17 protein-coding genes are annotated in these 26,853 nt (G+C 29.3%); 9 read left to right on the forward strand and 8 right to left on the reverse strand.

Translation table 11 applies throughout. The annotated features are described in order from the left end of the window. Window positions 1–165: 165 nt before the first annotated feature. From ACMFBB_RS03400 to ACMFBB_RS03410, 3 genes are all read right to left on the reverse strand, one after another. On the reverse strand, window positions 166–810 hold the full coding sequence (locus ACMFBB_RS03400) for a hypothetical protein (protein WP_435263055.1): 645 nt from the start codon (window positions 808–810) through the stop codon (window positions 166–168). Between the two features lie 219 nt (window positions 811–1,029). Next, window positions 1,030–4,710 carry an alpha-2-macroglobulin family protein gene (locus tag ACMFBB_RS03405; protein ID WP_435263056.1) on the reverse strand — a complete coding sequence of 1,227 codons (3,681 nt, stop codon included), beginning with the start codon at window positions 4,708–4,710 and terminating at the stop codon, window positions 1,030–1,032. After that, complete coding sequence (locus ACMFBB_RS03410; RefSeq protein ID WP_435263057.1) at window positions 4,649–6,526, reverse strand: hypothetical protein; 1,878 nt, start codon at window positions 6,524–6,526, stop codon at window positions 4,649–4,651. Before ACMFBB_RS03410 ends, ACMFBB_RS03405 begins: the two co-directional genes overlap by 62 nt. Before the next feature lie 114 nt (window positions 6,527–6,640). On the opposite strand from ACMFBB_RS03410, the gene ACMFBB_RS03415 reads away from it, so the two are divergent. From ACMFBB_RS03415 to ACMFBB_RS03425, 3 genes are read left to right on the forward strand one after another with little or no spacing between them, the layout of a single operon-like run. After that, the gene (locus ACMFBB_RS03415; RefSeq protein ID WP_435263058.1) at window positions 6,641–7,222 is read left to right on the forward strand and encodes a tRNA-(ms[2]io[6]A)-hydroxylase; all 582 of its coding nucleotides are present in this window, start codon (window positions 6,641–6,643) and stop codon (window positions 7,220–7,222) included. Between the two features lie 50 nt (window positions 7,223–7,272). Continuing rightward, window positions 7,273–7,710: a DUF4268 domain-containing protein gene (locus ACMFBB_RS03420; protein ID WP_435263059.1), complete on the forward strand. Its 438-nt coding sequence runs from the start codon at window positions 7,273–7,275 to the stop codon at window positions 7,708–7,710. Window position 7,711: 1 nt separating this feature from the next. Then, window positions 7,712–8,185, forward strand: a complete 474-nt coding sequence (locus ACMFBB_RS03425; RefSeq protein ID WP_435263060.1) for a CAP domain-containing protein — start codon at window positions 7,712–7,714, stop codon at window positions 8,183–8,185. A 36-nt stretch (window positions 8,186–8,221) separates the two neighbouring features. On the opposite strand, the gene ACMFBB_RS03430 is transcribed toward ACMFBB_RS03425, so the two are convergent. Next, window positions 8,222–8,557, reverse strand: coding sequence for a DUF4870 domain-containing protein (locus ACMFBB_RS03430; RefSeq protein ID WP_435263061.1), 336 nt, complete (start codon window positions 8,555–8,557; stop codon window positions 8,222–8,224). Between the two features lie 98 nt (window positions 8,558–8,655). Between ACMFBB_RS03430 and mnmE the strand changes: the two genes are divergently transcribed. From mnmE to ACMFBB_RS03460, 6 genes are all read left to right on the forward strand, one after another. Continuing rightward, a complete protein-coding gene (gene mnmE, locus ACMFBB_RS03435; RefSeq protein ID WP_435263062.1) occupies window positions 8,656–10,050 on the forward strand; it encodes a tRNA uridine-5-carboxymethylaminomethyl(34) synthesis GTPase MnmE in 1,395 nt (464 codons plus the stop codon). 99 nt (window positions 10,051–10,149) lie between these two features. Then, on the forward strand, window positions 10,150–10,899 hold the full coding sequence (locus ACMFBB_RS03440) for a LytR/AlgR family response regulator transcription factor (protein WP_435263063.1): 750 nt from the start codon (window positions 10,150–10,152) through the stop codon (window positions 10,897–10,899). Window positions 10,900–10,960: 61 nt separating this feature from the next. Beyond that, a complete protein-coding gene (locus ACMFBB_RS03445) occupies window positions 10,961–13,831 on the forward strand; it encodes a histidine kinase (RefSeq protein WP_435263064.1) in 2,871 nt (956 codons plus the stop codon). Window positions 13,832–14,374: 543 nt separating this feature from the next. Beyond that, the gene (locus ACMFBB_RS03450) at window positions 14,375–19,561 is read left to right on the forward strand and encodes an InlB B-repeat-containing protein (protein ID WP_435263065.1); all 5,187 of its coding nucleotides are present in this window, start codon (window positions 14,375–14,377) and stop codon (window positions 19,559–19,561) included. Window positions 19,562–19,733: 172 nt separating this feature from the next. Then, the gene (locus tag ACMFBB_RS03455; RefSeq protein ID WP_435263066.1) at window positions 19,734–20,180 is read left to right on the forward strand and encodes a gliding motility-associated C-terminal domain-containing protein; all 447 of its coding nucleotides are present in this window, start codon (window positions 19,734–19,736) and stop codon (window positions 20,178–20,180) included. Between the two features lie 24 nt (window positions 20,181–20,204). After that, a complete protein-coding gene (locus ACMFBB_RS03460) occupies window positions 20,205–21,089 on the forward strand; it encodes a PorP/SprF family type IX secretion system membrane protein (RefSeq protein ID WP_435263067.1) in 885 nt (294 codons plus the stop codon). A 428-nt stretch (window positions 21,090–21,517) separates the two neighbouring features. On the opposite strand, the gene ACMFBB_RS03465 is transcribed toward ACMFBB_RS03460, so the two are convergent. From ACMFBB_RS03465 to ACMFBB_RS03480, 4 genes are all read right to left on the reverse strand, one after another. Continuing rightward, on the reverse strand, window positions 21,518–23,011 hold the full coding sequence (locus tag ACMFBB_RS03465; protein ID WP_435263068.1) for a T9SS type A sorting domain-containing protein: 1,494 nt from the start codon (window positions 23,009–23,011) through the stop codon (window positions 21,518–21,520). A 26-nt stretch (window positions 23,012–23,037) separates the two neighbouring features. Beyond that, window positions 23,038–23,595: a hypothetical protein gene (locus ACMFBB_RS03470; RefSeq protein ID WP_435263069.1), complete on the reverse strand. Its 558-nt coding sequence runs from the start codon at window positions 23,593–23,595 to the stop codon at window positions 23,038–23,040. A 139-nt stretch (window positions 23,596–23,734) separates the two neighbouring features. After that, window positions 23,735–24,472, reverse strand: a complete 738-nt coding sequence (locus ACMFBB_RS03475; protein WP_435263070.1) for a LytR/AlgR family response regulator transcription factor — start codon at window positions 24,470–24,472, stop codon at window positions 23,735–23,737. Continuing rightward, a complete protein-coding gene (locus ACMFBB_RS03480; RefSeq protein ID WP_435263071.1) occupies window positions 24,472–26,664 on the reverse strand; it encodes a tetratricopeptide repeat protein in 2,193 nt (730 codons plus the stop codon). Before ACMFBB_RS03480 ends, ACMFBB_RS03475 begins: the two co-directional genes overlap by 1 nt. Window positions 26,665–26,853: the final 189 nt, after the last annotated feature.

Below are 26,853 nucleotides of genomic sequence, written 5' to 3' on the forward strand. Positions count from 1 at the left end.
ATCATACTACTAGTTTAATATTTATACATACTCTATTCTTAAAAAAAACTCTAGACGTTTAAAATTCAGGTATAAGAGAGTTTTATTTTTAATCAAAAAAAAGAGGTTAAAATCATAAATTGATTCAACCTCTTTTATTTCGCGAGTAAAACTAACAGACTTTCATTATGAAGTTTTGCCTGTTTTTAAATATTTTATTGCGTTTTCAATAGATCTGTCTTTAGCTTTAAAAAATGTTTTAGTGAAATCAAAAAGGAATACTGAACTTTCGCCTACTGATTCAAACTCTAAAACTTGTTTCATTGCCTTTGTATCGTAAATTACTACAGTAACACTTACTGTGCAATACTCAGTTGAATTATGCGTTCCCATTGATCCTGGACCAAATCCAGGTGAGTAAGTAGAAACAACATAATTATCTATTTTAACTCCCTTTAAATACAACACATATTTTTTATCTGTTTTTGTAAAAAGCATGTTAATCGTATCGTTATTACTTTTGTTGTAGCCATCAGAAAGCACCTTCCATCTATCACTTAAATCTATATCTAAATTAGAATATAATTTGTTGACCTTTAATGATGAAACAAAATCATTAACATACGATTTTAAAAACACTTTATTGTTTTCATAATTTTTCTTAAATGTTTTTTTAAAACTATTTATAGTTACGTCATTATTTGCAACAATCAGCATTGATTCAGAACTCAATACCTTTTCACTTTTATGTATATTCTTTATAAAATGTTTGGCTGGATAACAAGATACCAATAAGGTAAACATAAAAATGTATACTACTTTCTTTACCATAGCTTCGTTCTTTTAAATTAGGTTGGCAAATATATAAATCAGGGGGGTATTTCACAATATATGATTCTAACTACCTCTTATTTTTAATCCATAAAAGCACAATAACTCTCATATTATCATTCTACTCTTACCTTAAACCTAAAAAACATGGTTTATTTAATCATAAACCATGTTTTTAAATTAAGTATAATCACAAAGTAAAAAAATGTAATTTTTAATTTACTTAATAACTTTTACCCATTGTCCTTTATTTCGTGCTATGTAATCATTGTCATACATCGCTTCTACTTGAATTCCTGGTAAATAGTAGTCTCCTAAATACGAAGCATTCAATAACACTCTAAATGTTTTAGTTTCATACTCATTTAAGGTAAAGTAATTACTAATACTTGCATCTCTAATGTCAGTAAAATCAACTTTTGAAGAACTTGTACTGTTTCCAAAATCTGTAAAACGGGTATTAATTATTTCCCATCCAGATGGGATAAATTGTGTTAAAGCTACATTTTCTATTTTATCATTTGTTGAATTTCTTACTGTTACTTCAGCAACAAAATTGGTTCCTTGCGACAAGCTATTAGGTTCAATTCTACTTCCTTCTTTTGTTTTGTATGCTAAGGTAACTTCTAAGTTTTTTTGAACAACTTTTTCTTCCCCAACTGGTAAAATTCCTTTATTAAAAACTCTTATGTATAAAACACCTTTATTTTTATTAGATACTTTTAGTTGATTCTCTTTTTTCAAGACAGTCAAATCTTTCGCATACAATGATTTAGATGTATTAACTTTTTCAGCGTTGTTATTAAATGAGTAACTAGCGTTAATACCTGAAGTCTCTCCATTTTGAAGTGCGTATTTGCTTATAGCCAATAAACTATATGAGGTAGTTTGTGTACTCATCCAACGTTCGCTAGATAAAACCTCTGCAATTTCTGTAGCTAATTTAATCGCTTTTGTTTCTTCATTTAATAATGTATAAGTTTCTAAAGCCATTGCTTTATTTCTAGTTTCTGATCCATAATTATAATAATACCTCTTAGAATAATTTTCAGATGACAAACTGTTTAAAATAGATTTTGCTATTGATTTTTTACCAATTAAAGCATAAGCTGCAGCTAATCGCATTTTAGCTTCATTAGAAATAGATTTGGTTTCTCTTAAACGATTCATTGATGCTAAATCAGGACTATTTGCTATACTTAACGTATATAATCTGTAGGCTTGAGTTAAAGCATTGTTATAATATGTTGAATTGTTTCTCCAATTTCTCGATTCTTGCTTTTGATATTCAATCCATTTTGACCTAAATCCAATGGGTAATACATACCCTTTTTTTGCTGCTTCAATCATAAAATGACCTGCATAAGATGTACCCCAACTATTTGCACTACCATTTCCTTGCCAATAAGATAAACCTCCATTTGATAATTGAAAATTAGACAAACGTTGAATTGTTGCTTTGATATTTCTTTCAATAGATTCCTTTTTCTCTGCTGACAATTCAAAGATTTCAGCTAAATATAATTGAGGAAAAGCACTAGATGTAGTTTGCTCTACACATCCATGTGGATATTGAATTAAATATCCCAAACGCTTTGTAAAATTCATTGGTGGTAAAGTAGATAACTCAATACTTACAGCATTTGTTCCTTGCGTTCCAAAAGTTGAGAAATTTATTTCACTTTGTTCGTTTGATTTTAAAATTAAATCTTTTACTTCAGTTGTTAATGGATTGGGATTTAATACATCTATTTCTACTTCATAAGACGCTTTTTCACTTCCAGAGACAGCTTCAATATTTACTTTACCGACACCTTTAAAGTCGTTAACTTTTAACGTAAAGTATGCCATTTTTTCATCAGGCTGATTGAACGTTACTGTTTGGGTTTTGTCTCCAACAATAGTATAAGAATCATCAGGTTTTACTGTTACTTTTACTTTTTTCACTGAAGGTTTCATTGCAAAAACAGTAACAGGTAAAGTAACTGTTTCTTTTGGTGTTATTTTACGTGGTAACGAGGCTAAAATCATTACAGGTTTACGAACAAAAGCTGTTTTTTCATCACTCCCATATGCATCATTTTTTATATCAGTGGCAACGACCATTGCACGAACTGACCCCACATATTTTGGTATGTTAACTACATGTTCCTTAGTTTCTCCCTTTGACAAATTAAAAGGCCCTAAATAAACAACCATAGGTTTAAACCTATTTGCTTTTTTGTTCTTACTTCCTGCTTCTGCTTCATCTCCTCCAATACTTAATATTTGATTTACCTTACCACCATAGGCTCCTAATACATCATCAAAAACATCCCATGTTTTTACACCTAATGATTGACGAGCATAAAATGTACTCCAAGGGTTAGGTGTTTTAAAACGTGTTAAATCTAACAAACCATCATCAACTAAAGCAATTGTATAGGTCATGGCTTTCCCTTTTTCCTCCTTTATTTTAATTTTAGCAATTGATTCAGGTCGTAATTCATCTGCCATACTGATCTCAGGCTCTAATTTTGTAGATGGATCATTTACCAACATTGGTATTGAACCATACATTCTTATCGGTAAATCATTTACTGTTTGATTATGTTTTTGTAACAATGAGATATTTACAAACACATTAGGTGTATAATTAGCTAGGACTGGAAAACTAAATTCAGTTTGTTTATCATTTGTTTCTACCCAAAAACTATCTAATACTTCTACACCATTTTCAATAGTAATCAAAGCTCTTCCTCCTTCAGATGAAGGAAACTTTACTGTAGCTGTTTCATTTACCTGATATGATTCCTTATCTGTTGTAAACACTAACATCGTAGCATTTGTTTTGTCTTGACTTCCTTTTTTCTTTCCATACCAAGAAGGCCAATCGAAATATGTAATACTTGAAGTTACATGCTTACTTTTTTTATCTGTTACTTTAATTAAATAACGCCCCCAATCTCCTTCATCTACTTTTAAATCAAAAGAACCTTTACCGTTTGCATTCGTATTTACCTGTAACGTTTTATATGGTTGGTGATAACGGGTTCCATCATAAGTAGATAGGCCATTATCAGATGTACTCCACCACCATCTCCATGATAATTTATATACCTTTACCTCTAAACTATTTCGGATACCTACTCCTTCGTCATTAACTGAAGCTACATTAAACGTATACTTCTCATCTGTAAATAAATAATTTCTTGACTGTTGCTCTTCTGCATTCAATAGCCCTGCATATGATGTGTATGGTGATACTTTCTTTGAAAACACATCAGTACTAAAATCACCGCCATTTTCATATACTTTGGTTATAAAACTAGCTTTTAACATACCTGGAGCTTTATTAGCCAATCTTGGTTTTACTGAAAAAGTAGTTTTTCCTTCGTTATTTAAACTTCCTTTTAAAACTTTAAATTCCTCTGTACCAAATCTTCTTGTAATATCATCAAACTTATAATTTGAATACTTAGGAAAAGTGGTTACTGTTTGAGTAAATTTCCCATTAATATCTAACTTCAAATTTCTAGCAATAGCGCCATGCAACCACATTACTGCTACATCTCCATCAATAGCAGTATTCGCCTTAATAAAATCTGCTTTGGTATGTAACTTAATTTTTAAACGGTTAGGTTTAATCGTTTCTATTTTTAAGCTCTTATTAAATACTGCTCCACCTACACTTACTCTTAACTTCCAATTACCTGTAACCGCATCCCTGTTTATTTCAGGTGAATACGCATATACATTTTTAGGAGTTTTAAACAACACTTTACGCTCAATAATTTTTCCTTGTGGATTAATCAACTCAAATTTTATGGGATGTTGTTCAGGAATCGGATTCGCATTATCATTTAAAACAAAAGTTAAGAATAACTGATTCTCCAGGCCTCCAAACCCCTCTTTCTCCATAAATATATCCCTTAATACCTTTTTGAAGTTTTATTCCTGAAACATCAAACTTACTCATTGACAATGAGTTTCCATCATTAAGTTTAATATAGGTTGTGCTATTTTTATTAGTTACAACAGCAAAAAATGCATTGGTTATTCCATCAATATTTACAATTCCTTCGTTGTTTGTAGTTGTTTCAATAACTGGTTGTTGTTGTAAATTATATAAAGTTACCTTAGCTCCTTCAACTGGCTTAGTTGAAAGTAAATCAGATACAGCAATAAAAACTGTACTATTATTTCCTTTTTTAACTGTTACTCCCAAATTAGTCGCCAAAATATTTGTGCTAATTTTTTTATTGTAAAAATAGGATTCTGTACAAGGATTTTTTCTATCCCTCCAACTATAGCTTCGATAGTTATCATTATAGTAATTAGGAGAATCATACGCTTTAGTATTTACTTCTTTTTTACCATAAACAATTGTAGCTGTTGAAAGTGTTTCATCACAAGTGTAATTTGAATACTCTTTTTTAAATGACAATTCAACTCTATACATAGCACCATTTTCAACAGTAATAATTTCAGCTAAATCTATAGCAAAGGCATTCTCTTTTGTCAAATCAACTCCTTGATTTGTTAGGTTTACAGTATAACTTGCTACTGGCCTTCCTACGTACCGTAAATTACCTTTATTACTTAAATTATTGTATTGTAAAAATTGTAAAACATTATCCTTATAAATTTTATAAATGGTTGCATCAACAGCCTTAAGATTAACAGCCTTAAAGTTTATCTTTAAATTTTTAGAATTTGGAATAATTGTTCCGCTTTTGATAAAATTTACTTGAGGATTTAGTTGTTTGAAATGTAATGTTTTAGTGTAACTTTCTTTTAAAGCATAACCATCAATGCTTTTAATCCCTTTAAATATTTCAATATCAACTTTATTTTTGAATGAAGCTTTTGGATAAATTGTTACTACGTTATTATTAACAGCATAGGTAAAATATCGTTTTTGGGTATTCACAAACTGAATAAGCCCTTTTAAATCTTGAGCCTTCTTAATTTCATCAGAAAAACTAATTTCAATATGCTGTTTTTCTGTATCAATGACTTCAACGTCCAATATTTTGAAATTATTTTTACCTGTAATTGATAACTCTCTCTCTCCCTTAGATATTGAGTTGATAGCTTTACCGTTCCATAAAACCTTTATACTTTTATCATCTTCAAATCGTTTTAATTTATCGATTTTAAAAGTAGCTTTAGAAACAAATTTTTCAGAAGTGTCAAATTTAACTTCTGTAGCTTTTCCATTATACTTTGCACTTACCAACCCTGAAAGTTTAGAACTTTCAATTACATCACTTGCTGTTAAAATTCCTTCAATATAGTATTCATCTTTGTTTAATACGGTGGGTGACTTTAAGGCTACAGTAAACAAAATCTTTTTTGTCATAACTTTAACTGTAAAATCTTTCAAGTTACTGTCGATACCGTCATATAATTTTGATAAATGTAGCGTTACATTATACTCTTGATTACTTTGTAGTTTTTCAGCAGGAACAAAAGTTAATAAATTATCTTTTAAAACAACCTCCCCTTTTACTTTGGGCGTTATAGTTAAAACATCATTTTTTACATTAGTTACGTTTACTTTCTTTGTTAATAAAAAATCAAAACTAGAAGTAGTTGATATTAAATTCTCAGGAAAAACTGAAACATATTCACTATAGTCATGAACATTACTCTCCTTAGGTTCGTTATTTTTACATGATTGAATAGCTAGAACAATTACTAGCATAATAATAATTTGATAGACTCTTTTCATTTAAAACAGTTCTTTTTCTTTAAATATTTAATTTTATTCAAAGTTAGTTATTTTACTTAATGTTTTAGCTAAAAGAGCTTATATTTTTTACTTTTACACTTTCAAATTTAAATTATGCTTGGATTAAAATTCGATACAGAAACTTCATGGGTTGATGTTGCTAAAAATGGATTACAACAGCTATTAACAGACCATGCTTTTGCTGAACAAAAAGCTGCTTCTAATGCTGTTTCAATTATTATAAATTACTCTGAAGAAACTGCACTTGTCAAAGATATGAGTGATATTGCCATTGAAGAAATGGAACATTTTAGAATGGTTCATAATATTATGATTGAACGTAACATGGTATTAGGTCAAGCTACAAAAAATGATTATGCTTTAAAATTGCAAAAATTTTTTCCGCATACAGGAAATCGTAAAGAAGCCCTTGTACACAGATTATTAGTTGCCGCTTTAATTGAAGCAAGAAGTTGTGAACGTTTTAAAGTTTTTGCTGATAACTTACAAGATGAGCAACTTTCTAAATTTTATATAGATTTAATGGTTTCTGAAGCTAATCATTACACCTTATTTTTAGGGTATGCAAGAAAGTATATGGACAAAAGCATTGTTAATAAAAAGTGGAGTGATTTATTAGCTTTTGAAGCTGAAATGATGAAAACTAGAGGTACTACTGCTAAAGTTCACGGATAATAAAGGAATACAATAGTTTATTAATTATTGAAAACTTAATAACTCATAAAATGTTTAGTAAAGAAGAATCTGCTCAATTAAGAAAAGAATTTTGGACAAGCTTTGGAAAATCTTTTCCAAGAAAATGGTTGTTATACAACACTAAAATTAAAGGGTTCGCGTTTAAATTTCAAGCAGACAGAAAAAAAGCTTCAGTTTGCCTAGATTTTGAACATCCTGAAGAAATAGCAAATGAGTTACTGTACGACCAACTAATTTCATTAAAAAAAATACTAGAAACAGAATATTTACCCGAAGTTATTTATAATGATAATTTTGAGTTAGATAATCGAAAAATTATTAGACGTATATACATTCCTTTTGAAAAAAAATTTAGCATACACAATAAAAACACTTGGCAGGAATGTTATGAGTTTTTTGTTGATACAATGAATGAATTTGAACTATTTTTTTATGAATATGAAGATTTCATTAAACAAGCTGTATAATATGAAAACACTTTTATTTAAACTAAGTACCCTCTTACTAGCTACCCTATTTTTTTCATGTTCTTCTGATACTATTATTGAAGAAAACGAAAATAGTATAAATACTTCTATGGAAACTGAAATTCTGTTATTAATTAATACTCACAGAACCAACTTAAATTTAAAAAAACTTGAAACATTAGCTATCATAAAAACACAAACTAATAATCATACAAATTACATGATTCAAGAAGATAAAATATCACACGATAACTTTGACGAACGTGCTAATTATCTTAAAAAAAATGCAAAAGCTACCAGTACTTCTGAAAATGTTGCTTCTGGATATTCTTCAGCAAAGTCCGTGGTAAATGGTTGGTTAAATAGTAGTGGACACCGAAAAAATATTGAGGGAGATTATACGCACTTTAATATTACTGCATTACAAAACAATAAAGGGGTTTGGTATTATACTAATATTTTTATTCATCAATAAAAATATTAATATAATACAACCTAAAGTAATTATTTTTTATAGAAACTTAATGCTAAAAGGATAACTTGGGTGTTCATTATTACTCACTTTTATTGCATTTAATATTGGAAGTATAACATAAGCAGCTCCAATTACTAAAAATCCTAATAATCCTAAACCAAAGAATAATACTAATGGTATACATATTAATGCGTATAAGAACATCGTTATTCTAAAATTTAAAATAGCTTTCCCTTGCTCATCCATATGTAAAATTTCATCCTTTTTTACGGCCCATATAATAAGTGGAACTATGAATCCTCCTATTCCTGTTACAAAATCTAATAATTGACTTAAATGAGTTAACACTAATAATTGTTTATTTCTTTTCATATGTATATAGAGGTTAATTGTAAAAATAAGACGCTTAACATGCCGTTTTGTTACAAAAAGTAAATTTATATCTCTATTTTACTGTGTATATTTGCACCATGATTCAAAACGATACCATTATTGCTTTAGCTACTCCAGCAGGTGTTGGAGCCATTGCTGTAATTAGACTTTCAGGAGATACATCTATTGAAATTGTTGATTCTTTTTTTAAATCGATTAAGAAGGTTAAATCGCTACGTACCCAAAAATCTCATACACTACATTTGGGACATATTGTAAGTAATGATCGTATTATTGATCAAGTACTAGTTTCTATTTTTAAAAACCCACATTCATATACTGGCGAAAATGTTGTAGAGATTTCATGCCATGGATCTAGCTTTATTCAGCAAGAAATTATACAATTATTTTTACAAAATGGCTGTAGAATGGCCGATAATGGTGAATTTACTATGCGTGCCTTCTTAAATGGTAAAATGGATTTAAGTCAAGCGGAAGCTGTTGCGGATGTTATCGCTTCAAACTCTGCTGCTTCCCATCAAATGGCCATTCAACAAATGCGTGGTGGAATTACCAATGAATTAAAAGAATTACGTGGTCAATTATTAGACTTTGCTGCTTTAATTGAATTGGAACTCGATTTTTCTGGTGAAGATGTTGAATTTGCTGACAGAACTAAATTTAAGGAACTCGTTTCAAAAATCACATTTGTTTTAAAACGGTTAATTGATTCTTTTGCTTTTGGAAATGCTATGAAAAATGGAATTCCAGTTGCAATAATAGGAGAACCCAATGTTGGAAAATCAACACTTTTAAATGTTTTATTAAACGAAGAAAAAGCTATTGTTTCTGATATTGCAGGTACCACTCGAGACGCTATTGAAGATGAAGTTATTATTGACGGGGTTGCTTTTCGTTTCATTGATACTGCTGGTATTCGAGAAACTGAAGATGTTGTTGAAAATATTGGTATAAAGAAAGCATATGAAAAAGCAGAAAACGCGCAGTTAATTATTTTCTTAATCGATTCGAATAAATTTTCTTATTCGAGTGATTTATTTTTAGAGGAAATTGAAACAATCAAAGAGCGTTTTCCTACTAAACGTTTACTAGTAATCGCAAACAAAATTGACACATTATCATGTCATGACTCTGCTATTTTACAATCAGAAATTGAGCATTTAATTTTACTTTCAGCGAAACAAAAAACAGGAATTGACGAATTAAGAAAAGAATTAACTTCTTTAGTAAATACAGGAGCTTTAAGTAACAATGAAACCATTGTTACCAATTCTCGACATTTTGAAGCCTTAAATAATGCGTTAATAGCTATTACTTCTGTACAACAAGGCATTGATCTAGAAATCTCTACCGATTTATTTTCTATTGATATCCGTGAGTGTTTACGTCATTTAGGAAATATTACTGGCGAATACGATGTTGATAAAGATATTCTAGGACATATATTTGGGAATTTTTGTATTGGGAAGTAAAAGAGAAATAAAGTTTTACTTTTTTTAACTCACAAACTCAATTTGCCGTTCACAAAGTCTATATTATAAAACAACTGCGCTATAGTTATATTTGCATTCATGACAAAAATTAGAGCAATACTTATAGATGATGAGCAAAGTGCAAGAAATGTACTTACAAATTTATTAGAGCGATCTTCATTTGAAATTGACATTCTTACGACTTGTAAAAATTTAGAAGAGGGTGTTGAACAAATAAAAGAACTAAAACCCAATGTAGTATTTTTAGATGTTCAAATGCCAAACTATGCGGGATATGAAATTTCAAAGTTTTTTGATAAAATTAATTTCGAAATTATTTTTGTTACTGCATATGATCAATATGCCATAAAGGCTTTTGAATTAAATGCCATTGATTATTTAGTTAAACCTATTGACAGAAGTAAACTTTCAATAACACTTCAAAAACTGGTTGAAAAATTAAGCAAAGAGGCAGAGTTAGTTGATTACCAATTGTTATTAAAAACAATTAAAGAAAAGGAATGTAAAAAAATTGTTATTCCTGAATTAGGCAATAGACGAATTATTAATTTAAACCAAATAGTAGCAATAGAAGCGGATGGTGCCTACACAAAAATACTTTTAAAAGAAAAGAATACTATTACTACTAGTAAGAATTTAAAATATTTTGAAGACGTTTTACCTAAAAACAAACTCTTTTTTCGTTCACATAGAGCTTGGATTATCAATTTAGAGTATCTTGAATTTCTAAATAAATCAACATTAAACATTACTTTAGCAGATGGAACGATTACAGCAAAAATTTCAAGAACTAAAATTGCTGATTTTGAACATATTATTTCGCATTAATTAAATTAATTTCTTGTTTAAAAATATTTGTTTTTTACTACTATTTTCTGCTTCATTAGTAATGATAGCGCAAGAACCTGTGTCTGTAAATTTTACAGAAAAAGAAGGCTTACCTGATAAAGAGTTTTATAGTATTTTAGAAGATTACAAAGGTTTCATTTGGCTTTGCGCAGACAAAGGTTTCTTTAAATATGATGGTAAAACCTTTAAAGAATATACCAATACACTACAACGAGGTTTATCAGTTTTTAATGTACAAGAAGGACCCAAAAAACGTGTTTGGTGTAATAATATTTCAGGTCAATTCTTTTATGTAGATAATGATAAATTAAACTTGTTTGTTGATTTAAAAAAGGAGTTAAAAGGAGAATTAGCTGATTTTGTAGTTAAAAAATCTTATGTATGGGTATTCGCTTCATCTAAAATTTTAAAAATAAGCTTAGTAACAAAACAAGTAGAACATATAATCAATAAAAATCAAAATTTAAGTGTTCCTTTTAAATATAACAATACAATTTATTATCAAACTGAAGCAACTATAAATTCATTAACAGAAACCAATAAAATTAAAGATTTATTTCCTACAAATTTAGCAAGCAAAACTAAAAATGGGTTAACGATTAGTCAAAGAAAATCAACCATTTTTAAAATTAAAAACCAATTGTTTTTGACGCAAAATAGATTAAATGTAAATACATTTTTTAAAATTAATACTTCTACAAAAAACTTGAGTTCTATTGGTGGTTTTGAAATAATAAGCAATTATAATATATATACTGTTTTTGAAAATGGTAACAATGTATGGATTGGTACTAATAAAGGAGTATGGGTATTTGAATATTACGAAAATAAATTCAGCCTAAAAAAACAGTTTCTTAAAAATAAAAACATCACTAAAATAATTAAAGATAAAGATGATAATTATTGGTGTACCACATTAAACAGCAGTATTTATATAATTCCGAATATTCATATTGAAACCTGTAATATCTCTTCAAAAAATAAAAATACGATTAGCATTGATAAAATAAACGATAATACTCTTGTTTTTGGCCTAACAAATGGAAATGTTGGTATCCATAATATAAAAATAAACACCTCAAAAATCATTAATTTACCTAACGATGATAGAGTTTCTAAACTAATATACCATCCTAAACAAAACAGTATTTTTATAAGTAAAGATCGTAGTTCGTATCTATTAGATTATAAAACATTAAAATATACAGAACTTAGTGGATTTAATGCTGTAAAGCAATTTTCAATTATTGATAATCAAAATTTATTGTTTGTAAACTTTAATAGTGTTCGACTATTAAAAGATGCAGATGTTAAAAACAAAAACACTATTATTTTTCTTGGAAAAAGATCATATACTTCATATTATAATATATTAAAAAAAGAAACTTACATAAATTATGTCGATGGTTTAGTACGATATGATAGCCTATGGAATTCAAAAAAAATACACTATAAGAATAAACCCATTTATGGTAAATCTATATCGAAAACTAGAAATAATATTATTTGGGTAGCAACATTTAAAGATGGTGTTCTAGGTATTAAAAACGAACAAGTAGTTGAACATTATACTATTAATTCAGGACTGACTTCTAACAAGGTTCAAAAAATAAAAGCTGATAAAAACAAATTATGGATAGCTTTAGATAATAGTATTCAGGTTTTAGATATTGTAACCAAAGAGTTTAAAACATTAACAAAGAGAGATGGTGTTTTATCGTATGATATTTCTGGAATAGAAGTGTTTAATGATAAAGTCTACTTTTCTTCTGATAAAGGGATTTTTTCAATAGACAAAGAAAAATCATTTAAGGAACAATCCCCTGAAGTTTATTTCAATAAAGTAGAGATTAACGAAAAAGACACATTGATAACTTCTTATTACGAGTTAAAACACAATCAAAATGCTATAAAATTTGGTTTTAACGTTAACGGTTTTTTATACAATCAAAAAGGAAAGTATAAGTATCGTTTAAACGGTTTACATAAAAATTGGAAAACTACTGAAATTGGAAAAAATTCGGTTAAATACATTAGTTTACCTGCTGGTAATTATAGCTTCGAGGTACAACCAATTACAAAAGAACCAAATAATTTAAAAAAAACACAAACAATCAAATTTGTTATAAAAAAACCCTTTTGGAAAACGTTAGGGTTTATTACAAGTGTTTCAATATTGATTTTTGGAAGCGTTGTTCTTTATTTTAAAGCCAAAATGAAGAAAAAAGAAAAAGAACGAAGAATTCAATTAGAAAAACTGTCATTAGAAAAAGAACTAATAGCAATCAACCTAACAGCATTACGTTCACAAATGAATCCACATTTTATCTTTAATGCTTTAAACTCCATTCAAGATTTGGTATTAAAACAAGATACTGATGCGACTTATGATTCTATTGTTTTATTTGCTGAATTAATCAGAAATGCGCTAAGTTATTCAAATCAAGATTTCATACCTATAAATAAAGAATTACGGTTTTTAAAAGTGTATTTACAATTAGAAAAACTACGCTTTGGAAATGAGTTTATCTACAGTATCAATTACACAGAAAATAAAGAATTAGAGGTACCTTCTTTATTAATACAACCATTTATAGAAAATGCGTTAGTACATGGCTTACTTCATAAATCAGGAAAAAAAGAACTTAATATTATTTTTACTTTCATCGATAACATCTTACAATGTACCATTATTGATAACGGTATTGGTAGAGTAAAGGCAAAAAAAATTGGTGATCGACAAGGAAATCACCATGAATCATTTGCTCTTAGCGCAATTGAAAAGCGTTTAAAAATTTTCAAAAAACAATTTAATGAACATATTGGCTATATTATTGAAGATTTATACGAAAACGATATTGCAATGGGCACAAAAGTTATAGTAACCATGCCTTTTAAAAAACAATATTAAGTATCCCACAATTATCTTTCTTCTATTAAATTATGGCCCTTTTAAGATTTGCTGATCAATTTAGTGCTCCTAGATCTGTTTACCATAAAAATTAATTAAAACTTTACTTTTACATGTAACTTTAATAAACATTAAAACAACTAAATCACTTTCTAAAATTTATTCATTTAAACAAAATCATTTAGTACGTAATTAAAGAGATAAAATTATATCGTTTGTTTGAAAAAAATCCAGTCTTGGGAAAAATTTAATAAGCTGAAATAAATAAAACATCTGAAAATTAATGATTTATTTGCATGTATTTAAATTGCAAAATCTAACAATGCTTTGTTTCCGACAACTAAAAAACAAATTGAATCCTATTAACTTTCTGTTTGAAAAAATTAAATAATCGGCTATAAATACTGAGTCTTTTATGTAAAATTAATAGTATGCACATACGTTTTTTTTCCATTCACAAACCCAATTTACGATTCACAAAGTGCTTTGATAATTAATTTAAGTAAAGTAGTAATGTTGTGCAAAATTTTATCATTACACATTATGAAACAAAAAATAGTTTATTTATTACTATTTCTGTGTAGTATAGCCTACGCACAAATACCAACAAATGGTTTACAGGCAATGTATGAGTTTACAAATGGAAGCTTAGTTGACCCTGTAAATAGTAACAACTTTACACAAAATGGTACTGCCTTAACTCAGGTTAACGATCGTTTAAATAACAATACTAAAGCCATTAGTTTAAATGGAGATTACTTATCAAGAGTATATTTTCAACATAATCAACACATAACATATTCATTTTGGGTAAAAACAACTACAGATACGTTTGAATACAAAACTATTATAGACGATAGTCAAAAAAACGGAGGAAGTAACAATTTTGCAAGTACTCAGAAAGGATATTCAATAATGCTTTACAGGGGTAAAATAATTGCTGATGTTAGAATGCAACATAGAGCTAAATTTACTAGTGCACAAGCATATTCAGGAACTACAGCTACAAGTGGTTTTATTGCAGATGGTAATTGGCATCATGTAGTAGTAAGATTTAGGGGTTATAAAGCGCCTGGGACTATTAATTATTACGGTTTAGCTTCAGTTCATATTGATGGAACTTTACATGAAGAAAATGATCAATTTTATGGAAACGCAGGAACATTACCTATTTTTGAAGTACCAGGAAATATCGTATTAGGAAATAACAAAAATAACACTCTTAATACAAATTTAAAATACACTGAAAATATTGATGATATTTTAATTTATAACAGAGAGTTATCAGCTCAAGAAATTTTAAACATAAGAGATGTTGGTGGTTTCTGTTTGGCACCTAGCAATAGTTTGTTTTCAAATACAGCAATTACCGAAACTTCAATTACTTTAGCAACCCCTGCTACATCACATGATATTGCATACCATAAAAGTTCAGAACCTTTTTCTAATGCAACTATTGTAACACAAGTGCTAAATAACACAACAATAAACGGCTTAGATCCTTCAACACCATATAGTTTTTATTTAAGAAAACCATGCGTAGCAACTGGAACTACTGGATGGTCTGCAGTAAAAACAATTAGAACAGCAGGTAATATATATGTAAACCATGCTGCAACAGGTAATAACGACGGGTCTTCTTGGGCAAATGCATATACCGACTTACGTAGTTCAATTTTAATTTCTGGACCAGATAAACCAATTTGGGTTGCAACTGGAACATATAAACCAGACGCAACAATTAGAACAATCTATTTTAATATTAATAAAGAAAATATAAAAATATACGGAGGTTTTGCAGGGACAGAGACAGCCATTTCTCAAAGAATAATAGGCTCAAATGAAACTATTTTATCAGGAGATTTACAAGGAAATGACACAAATGTAACGGATTATCCTTCTAATTATGCTAATTCAACACGTAACACAGATAATAGTTATCATATAATCAATATTGCATCTACAGGTAATAATTTACTACTAGATGGATTAACAATAAGTAATGCTCATAACAATTTAAGTGGTAGCGAAAAGGGTGGAGCTATAATAAAAGACAAAACGATTTCCAAATTAACCCTTAAAAACTGTATTATAAAAGATAATGTTAGTCGTAATGATAATGCTGGTTTAATAGCTGAATTCGAATTAAATAATATCGCTAGTACAAGAGGTACATTAATTATAGATAATTGTAAATTTATTAATAATATGTCGCGTTGGGGCTCTGGTATTTATAGTTTTATTAGAGGTAATACAAATGTTGATATAACTGTAACTAATAGTTTATTTGAAAATAATTTAGTTGCTGATTTAAGTTCAAGCCTTAAAGGAATAAGTGGAAGTGCATCTTGGTTTAGAGTAGTAGACAATGGATCTAATGTAACATTAAACTTAACAAATAACACTTATGTTAACAATATTGATTTAGGAACTGATAATTTAAATAACTTAAACAGAGCTGTTGTTGCTATTAGCAGACCATCTGGAGTTACTGGAGTTTTTAATGCTCAGCTAAATAATTCTATTTTCTGGGGAAACTCGACTACTGGAGGAGCTACAACACGTTCTATTACAGACCTATACTCAACCTCTGTAAGTTCAGTAGTTGTTAATAATTCAATAGATGAATTAAACTTTAATGATGATAGCATTACAAGCGCTACTAATACAAATAACTCAGACCCATTATTTACAAGTACTACAGATTTTACTTTACAAATAGGTTCTCCAGCAATTGATACAGGAGATAATGCAAAGGTTGTAGGTAATACCGATTTATTAGGAAATAACCGTGTTTTTAATACTACTGTTGATATGGGAGCTTTCGAATATGGTTCACCTATTTATGTAGAAAGAACATTAACTATCAATGCAACAAACGGAACGGTAGCTACAAACCCAAATCCAAATAATAATGGAGCATATGCTGATGGAACAGTTGTTACATTAACAGCAACTCCAGATACAGGGTATCAATTTGATGGATGGTCAGGAGCTTTAGCAGGAACTACAAACCCATCAAATATTACAATGGATGCTGATAAAACAGTTACTGCAACTTTTAGTTTAATTCCTGCTCCAATTCCTACTTTTGCTAATTCTCCAACAAATATTTCAGGGGCTTATACGGCAACAATTAATTTTAGTAATGCAGTAAGTGGTTTTGATATTAGTGATATTCAAGTAACCGGTGCTACTTTAAGTAACTTTACAGCCGTAAGCGGAACAGAATATACTGTAGTAGTAACACCAACAAGTATTTGTGCTTCTACAGTTACACTCCAAGTACCAGCAAATGTAGCTCAAGATTCAAATAGTGTAAATAATACAGTTTCTACGGTAGCTACAATCAATACAGTTGATAATGTAAACCCATCAATAATAGTACAAAACTTCACGTTACAGTTAGACACAAACGGACAAGGAACATTAACTGTTGCTAGTATTGATAACGGCTCTTCTGATAACTGTGCCATTGCTACAAGAACTTTAGATAAAACAAGTTTTACTTGTGCTGATTTAGGGGCTAATACTGTTAAATTAACAGTTGTAGATACTTCTGGTAATACTTCTGATGCTACAGCTACTGTAACTGTTGTAGATAATATAGCTCCTTCAGTTGTCACTCAAAATATAACTGTTCAATTAGGCACAAACGGTCAAGTAAATATTAATACTGCTGATATTAATAATGGATCTTCTGATAATTGTGGAATCTCTACTATGAGTTTAAATACAACTACTTTTACATGTAATAATTTAGGAGCAAATAATGTAACATTAACAGTTGAAGATGCATCAGGAAACACAAATACTGCCACTGCAGTAGTAACTGTAAATCCAAATCCAACCGCACAATTAGCTGCTGTAACTCAAAATATAACTGTTCAGTTAGATGTTAATGGAAATGCAACAATTACGCCTCAACAAGTGGATAATGGTTCAGGAAGTGGATGTAATAGCAATCCTACTTTAAGTTTAGATAAAACAATCTTTACTTGTGCTGATTTAGGTACAAACACAGTTACTTTAACTGCTACAGATGGTGGTAACAGTGCAACTGCAACTGCTACAGTAACTATTATAGATACAATAGCACCAACAATAATAGCTCAGGATTATACTTTAGAATTAGATGCAAACGGGCAAGGAACATTAACTGTTGCTACTATTGATAACGGCTCTTCTGATAACTGTGCCATTGCTACAAAAACTTTAGATAAAACAAGTTTTACTTGTGCTGATTTAGGTACAAATACAGTTAAATTAACAGTTGTAGATACTTCTGGTAATACTTCTGATGCTACAGCTACTGTAACTGTTGTAGATAATATAGCTCCTTCAGTTGTCACTCAAAATATAACTGTTCAATTAGGCACAAACGGTCAAGTAAATATTAATACTGCTGATATTAATAATGGATCTTCTGACAATTGTGGGATCTCTTCTATGAGTTTAAACACAACTACTTTTACATGTAATAATTTAGGAACAAATAATGTAATATTAACTGTCGAAGATGCTTCAGGAAACACAAATACTGCCACTGCAGTAGTAACTGTAAATCCAAATCCAAACGCACAATTAGCTGCTGTAACTCAAAATATAACTGTCCAGTTAGATGTTAATGGAAATGCAACAATTACGCCTCAACAAGTTGATAATGGTTCAGGAAGTGGATGTAATAGCAATCCTACTTTAAGTTTAGATAAAACAATCTTTACTTGTGCTGATTTAGGTACAAACACAGTTTCTTTAACTGCTACAGATGGTGGTAACAGTGCAACTGCAACTGCTACAGTAACTATTATAGATACAATAGCACCAACAATAGTAGCTCAGGATTATACTTTAGAATTAGATGCAAACGGGCAAGGAACATTAACTGTTGCTTTTATTGATAACGGCTCTTCTGATAACTGTGCCATTGCTACAAGAGCTTTAGATAAAACAAGTTTTACTTGTACTGATTTAGGTACAAATACAGTTAAATTAACAGTGGTAGACACCTCTGGTAACACATCAGATACTACCGCTACTGTAACTGTTGTTGATAATATAGCCCCTGCGGTTATCGCTCAAAATATAACTGTTCAATTAGGTGCAAACGGTCAAGTAAGTATTAATACCACTGATATTAACAATGGTTCTTCTGATAATTGTGGGATCTCTTCTATGAGTTTAAATACAAGTACTTTTACTTGTAATAATTTAGGAGCAAATAATGTGGTGTTAACTGTTGAAGATGCATCAGGAAACACAAATACAGCAACTGCTGTAGTAACTGTAAACTCAAATCCAAATGCACAATTAGCTGCTATAACTCAAAATATAACTGTGCAGTTAGATGCTAATGGAAATGCTACGATTAAACCTCAACAAATTGATAATGGTTCAGGAAGTGGATGTAATAGTAGTCCTACTTTAAGTTTAGATGTATCAACTTTTAGTTGTGCTAATATTGGTACGAATACGGTTACGTTAACTGCTAATGACGGAACAACAAGTGAAACAGCTACAGCAATAGTAACAGTAGAAGATAAAACTGCTCCTACTGTAACAACGAAAGATGTTACTGTAACATTAGACGTAAACGGGCAAGGTTCTATTACAGTTACAGATATTGATAATGGTAGCGCTGATAATTGTGGTATTGACACAAGAACTTTAGATGTAACCAATTTTACATGTGCCGATGTAGCCCAACACAGTTACTTTAACTATTGTTGATAATTATGGTAATACTGCAAACGCATCAGCAACTGTAAACGTTGTTGAAACAGTAGCCCCTACAGTACTTACACAAAACATAACAGTAGCAATAGATGTAGACGGAAATTTAAACATCACACCACAACAAATAGATAATGGTAGTACCGATGCTTGTAGCGGAATTACAACGATGACTTTAGATCAAAGTTCTTTTACCTGCCCTACTTTAGGCGATATAACAGTAACATTAACAGTAACTGATGGTAGCGGAAATAGTGCTACAAAAACAGCTATTGTTACAATTACTGGTCCTGATGAAGATAATGATGGAATTTCTGATGCTTGTGATAGTAAGGAGATTGTTTTAAGTAAAGGATTTTCACCAAACAATGATGGTTTAAATGATACTTGGGTGCTAGAAAACATAGATAACTACCCTAATAACAAGGTTGAAGTATTTAATCGTTGGGGTGAAAAAATGTATCAAGCGAATAACTATCAAAATAACTGGGATGCAAAACCTAATCAAAGAGGTGGTAGTACTGAAAAACTACCAGTAGGATCCTACTATTATATCATCAACTTAAATGAACCTGGTGTTAGTCCAATTCAAGGTTGGTTATATATAAACTACTAAAAGAACCAATCAAAAAAATATACAATGAAATTATATAATATAAAATATACACTTACTTTATTAGTAATAATGGTATGTGTAAAAGTTCAAGGACAACAAGATCCATCATTTACAATGTATAACCTAAACATGAACATCATTAACCCAGCTTATGCTGGTTCTAGTGATGGTGTAGAATTAACTACTCTAATAAGAGGTCAATGGTTGGGAATAGAAAACGCACCAAATACACAAACACTATCTATTTCTTCACCAGTAGGGAAAAACTTAGGCTTAGGTTTATCAATTGTAAACGATCAAGTGTTTATTGCAAAAGAAACAGATGTATATATTGACGTTTCTTACAAATTAAAGTTATCTGAAAATAATGATTTATTTTTAGGGTTAAAAGCGGGTGCTTCGTTTTTTAATACTGATTTAAACTCTTTGAATATTCAAGACCCTTTGTATAATCAAAATGTAAATCGTGTAAACCCAAATTTTGGTGCAGGTGCATATTTAAAAGGAAAAAATTATTACGTTAGCTTATCAGTCCCTGTTTTGTTACAAAGTGATAGATATGAAAAAGAAGGTAATGTTGTTACTTCTGCTTCTGATACGCCTCATATTTATTTAGGAGCTGGGTATACGTTTGATTTAGAAAATGATTACAACTTAAAAGTTACTCCTTCTTTTATGACCCGTTACGTAGATGGAGTTCCGTTGTCAGTTGATTTAACAGCTACAATTAGTCTTTTAAATAAAGTGGAATTTGGAATTTCTCACAGATTAAAAGAATCTCTTAGCGGATTATTAATGTTTAAATTTATTAAAGAATTCAAAATGGGATATGCTTATGAACACGCTACAAATGATATCTCTAAGTATAGTAGTGGTTCACACGAATTTGTTTTTAAATTTCAATTTTAAAAATAATTTTCCCATTTTTTTAGGCCCAGAAGTAATGACTGGGTCTATTTTTTCTTAACAATTGAAAACAAACAAAGAATTACTAATGTTTAAATTTATTAGAGAGCACAAATTGTAGTATACCTATGAACTCACTACAAATGATATCTCTAAGTATAGTAGTGGTTCACACGAATTTGTTTTTAAATTTCAATATTAAAAATAATTTCCCCATTTTTTTAGACTCAGTCGTAATGATTGAGTCTATTTTTTTCTTAATAAAAAACTTCAACTCTTCTTCTCCTAACACTACTAAACACTAAATATACTATTTTCTGTATCAGAAAATAAAAGAGAAACAGTATATGTATACATAATAAAACACACCATCTTAACATAAGATAGTGTGTTGAATTTCAAAGTTATTTTTGTGGTAAAATGTTATATTTCTATTTATAATCTTTCACTATTTTTAGCACATTGCTACTTTCTCTTCCTATCACTTTTACAAAGTACACTCCTAAATTTTGCTTGGATAAGTCTATCTTTACAGAAGAAGATTTCACTACATCTGAAAGAACTAACCTACCATGTAAATTATGAACTTCAATTCTTGAAGTATTATCTATTAAAGATTTCGGAATATCTATGATGGTGAATGAATTTGTAGGATTGGGATATGCATTAATTGTAACCTCATCGTTTACTCCTTCATTAGTACTTTTAGATTCGCAATAATAAGGTTCTGAATAATCGTAATAATCTTGTCCCACTATATTCTTTTTTGTCTTCCAAAATCGATACCTAGGAGTTACATGTTTATGAAACGCTATTATATCTGAAGGTTTTCCTTGAAATACTTTTGAGGTTCTTGAATCATGTTCTACAATTTTTCCACTGAAAGAATTTGCATTATCTGTAGAACTGCCTGGTACAGTTGTTAGTGATATTGTAGAGCCCCCCCATTTATAGGGATTCCATTGAAAAGAGGAACCATTAGACTCAAACGTATGCATTTTTGGTACATTATTATCTGTTGCATAAAAAACGGCAATATCGTCATAGTTATTTCCATCTCGGTCAACATTTAATGATATTACTCGTCTTGATATTTTAGATGCCTCAAAGTTTTTAAATTTCCACCATCCGACAGAACTTTGATAATTAAAATTTGTTCCTCCTGATAACCATACGTGAATTCTAGTTTCTCCATTTCCATAGTCATAAAAAGCAGCTATATCATCTACATAACCATCATGGTCAAAATCACCAGAAACTACACGATCGGTTACTTTGGTAGCTGTGTAACCAGCAGTATTCCACCAACCTGTAGAATACTGATACGTAAAGCTTGATCCTGTTGATAGCCAAACATGAATTCTAGTTTCTCCATTTCCATAATCATAAAAAGCGGCTATATCATCCCAATACCCATCATTATCAAAATCTCCTGAAACCACTCTTCCTGTTACTTTATCAGCATCATAGCCATTAAGCTGATATACAGTACTTTTTGTAAATGAAGGTTGAGTAGCACCATTACTTTTAAAAAGATCAAAACGCATACTAGAAACGCCTGTTTTATAAATTAAAATAAAGTCGTCGATGTGTCCATCGTTATCAAAATCGCCTCTTACCATTCTTCTTTTTACATTATCTAAGTCATAATTAATCATAGTAGTGCCTTTTTTTAAAACTCTATTACCATTTAAGTCATTAGATAATGTGTTTAACCTAAAACCTCCCTGTAAAGGAAACTGCTTTAACATTACAACATCATTAATAACTTTGTCTTTAGAACTTTCTTGAGAGAAGTTCCCCGAAACGATATAGCCATTTACAGTTGCTGATGGATCGTCTTGTGGATTAAAATAACAATCTTGAGCTAAAATTGAATTAGTTATTAGTAGCGCGAATGCTAATATTTGTATTATTTTTTTCATATTATTTATTTTAATTAGTCAGTAATTTAGTAATCCATTTTAATAAGTTCTCCGTTTAACTTGTAATTAAACCTAAAAGTAGTCCCTCCATTTTCAGGCTCAAGATTAATACAATATTCTGCTTTTGATATATCTCCGTTCTTAGGAAAATATATATACGCCATACTTAGTGCAGGGGTTTCAAGTTTATTTTCGTCAATTAATTGTTTTTTCGATTTTTCTACTAGCTTTCCTAAATTACTTAAGTTAGTTGTATCATTTAATTGATACATAAAATCTGCTGCTTTACTTCCCTTAGGTACTTCTAATACAATATTTGAATTTTTTTTCCAAGAAGTGTGTTGACTATAAATATATGCACCCATTTTTAAAGACTCAGGCTCTTCAGTAACCGTAAGGCTTATCATATTTCCAATAGACTTATCGTAAGAAATTTTTAAATCTGTATAATAAGCATTATTACCAAATTTCTCTTTAATTTCTTTTTCTATTGCTTCAAAACCTTCTGCAGTTGCTGGTTGGTCTTTAATTCCTTGGCAAGAAGTTATTAGTAAACTTACTAGAATTAAAATTGTATACTTCATCTTTTATTCGTTTTAAATTTAGCATAAAAATAAAAGCTACTTACCAATTAATAAATAGAGAACTTATTTTTGAACCTTACGAACTTAAAAGTGAAGTGTTTTAGTAAAAAAACGTTATAAATTAAGAATACTATAGTTTTTAATCTGTGTTCCAATTAAAAAGACGCGTTACAAAATTGTCTTTTTTACGCGAAGAGACTGGAATTTTTTTCCCATTTTTTAAATGAATCGTTCCTGATTTATCGTACTTCTCTATAAATTTAAGATTAACAATAAAAGATTGATGGGGTCTAGTAAACGAGCTATTAGTTAGTTTGTTTTCAAACTCTTTTAACGATTTAGAAGCAACATATTTTTTACCATTATTTAAATAAAAAGTAGTATATCCTTTATCTGATTCGCAAAACATTAAATCTTTTAATTCTAGTATTTGAAATGAATCTTGAAGTGATAAAATTAATATCTCACTATCACTATTTAATACTTTTTTTGCTGTATTAATCTGTTTCCTTTGAGTTTCAATGGGTAGCACAGCTATCTTATCTAGAGCAATTTTTAACTCATCAATATCAACGGGTTTCAACAAATAATCTACCGCCCCTATCTTTAAAGCTTTCAATGCAAATTCTTCATAGGCAGTTATAAAAATAACTTTAAAATTAAAATTTTCTGTTTGTTCTAAAAAATCAAACCCTGTACCATCAGTTAGGTTAATATCTAGAAAAACTAATTCAGGCTTACATGCATTGGCAACAATAACAGCGTCTTTTACCGATTCGCACTCTCCTACTACATTAATATCAGTACCAATTAAATCTAATAAATGTACTAATGCTTTTCTAATATGTTCTTTGTCTTCTACAATTAATGCCTTCATTAAACTAACTCAATTTTATATGGAACTACTAAGGTAACTAATGTTCCTTCTTTTCCAAATATTTTTCTATTCTGTACTTCTATTGTTCCCTCAGTTTTAAACTCTTTAGATAACATTGTTAAACGTTCTGAAGTAATTGTTGTGGCTAAAGAACTTCTACCTTTATCTACTTTTTTATGAATTTCATCAATTCCAATCCCATTATCTTCAATAGTGCAAATTAATTTTTCATCTTTAAAAACTAAAGTTACGTGAATTTGTTTATTTTCTTTTTTACTAGGAAAAGCGTGTTCAATAGCATTTTCTATAAAAGGCTGAATTAACATTGGTGGAATTTTAAAATTAGTTTCATAAATATCAGCATCAACCTTTAATTTATACTCAAAAGGAGGATTCATATCTAAGTTTTGAAGTGTCATATAACTATCTATTGCAGAAAGCTCTTCAGAGAGGGCAACTGTTTTATGTCTTGAATTTTCTAAAATAGTTCTCAATAATTTTGAAAACTTTGACAAATAAGAAACTGAGTTTTTTTCTTCTTTATTTAAAATCATTCCTTGCAAAACAGAGAGCGAATTAAAAATAAAATGAGGTGTCATTTGCGAACGTAATAACTTTTGTTCAATAACAATATTTTGAGTTTTAGATTTCTCATTTCTTAATTTTAAAAAGAAAATAACTGCTCCTAAAACTAATAATGTTAATAAAAATGCAATAACACCTAACAATAAATTACGCTGTGATTTTTCAAGATTTTCATTAGTTGCAGTCACTGTTTTGGTAAGCTGTAACTCTCTTAGATTTGCAGAATCTAAAGCTTGTTTATATTTGTACTCATATTCTATCTGGGTTATTTTTTCAATATTTTCTTTATTAAAAAGACTATCATTTAATATTTTAAATTGCTTATAATTTTCTAAAGATTTCTTGTAATCACCCATAGCTTTGTAAACCCTTGATAAAGTTTCTGAAACTTCAGCCTGATAATTTAAAAACCCTAATTTTTCAGCTATTTCCTTTCCTTTTAATCCATTTTTTAAAGCTTTATTATACTCTTTTTGATTGAAGTACATTTTCGAAAGCCCCACATAAGCGTTACATAATGGCTGTTTAATGTTACTTTCTATACTACTTATTTTTGCCTCAGTAAAATATTTATGTGCTGTAGTATACTCTTTCAACACCAAATAAACCTCTCCAATATTATTTAAAATATAAGGGATTTCACTTTTAACCTCAATTTGTTTGCTAATATTGAGTGCTTTAATGTAATTTTTAAGAGCTTTTTTATACTCTTTTTTTTCATTATATATAGTTCCAATACCGTTTAATGCGGTCAAAACACCTTCTTGGTTGTTAATTCGTTGATAGATATTTAAAGACTTTTCATAGCTCTTAATTCCTTTTTCATAATGCTTTTGAACTTTATAAATTACGGCAATATTACCAAGACCATGAGCAATACTTATACTATCTCCAAGCTTTTCATTGCTATATAAACCCTTTTTTATATATTCTAGAGCAAGTGGATAATTACCTTGCCCCGTATAAACTACTCCCAAATTATTTAAACAATAAGCAACTCGCTGTTCATTATCATTAGCTTTAGCAATTGAAAGGGCTTTAGTAAAATATAAAACGGATTTGCTATAGTCTCCCAAATCATCGTATGCACTTCCCAAATTAATTAAACTAGCAGAAAGGTTATCACTATTAATTTGCTTTTCTATACTAATTGCTTTTTTTAAATATATTACTGAAGTACTAAGTTCTCCTTTATTTTTATAGGCAATCCCTATGGCGTTGTAACAATTTGCTTCTCCCTTTTTAAAACCGATACTTCTATATAGCTTCAACGCTTTGTTATAATAAGTAAATGCTTCATGGTAATTGGATTGTATTACTTCGGTTATACCTCTTATATAAATACTTCTAGCCTTTCCTTTTTTATAGTTAATAACTGTACCTATTGAATCTGCCTCGTTCAAATATTCAAGAGTTTTTGGTATATCTTTACTGAAATAAGAAAAAGCAAGTCTATTTAATATATGTACTCTTGTTGTATCATTTAATGTATGCTTCTCTAGCTCATTTTTAAGACTATCAACTTTTGAAGTTTGAGAATTTATATGTGTACTGAATGTCACAAAAATAAGTAGGGTAAAAAAATATTTGTTTATTTTAGTCTTCATAAATTTACTATTTAATTTTTCAATTTAATGAAGAACACATAAGTAATTTTGCATTTTAAACATGTACATTTCATTATTTTGAGTTCTACTCCTTTCGCTTTTTAATATGCTTTCAATCCCATTTCTAAACTTTACATAATACTTGAAATTACCAATCAAAACTTATATAATATCTAATTATTTATATAA

Origin of the sequence: Tenacibaculum sp. nBUS_03 (assembly GCF_051201695.1) — a bacterium.
GTDB lineage: Bacteria > Bacteroidota > Bacteroidia > Flavobacteriales > Flavobacteriaceae > Polaribacter.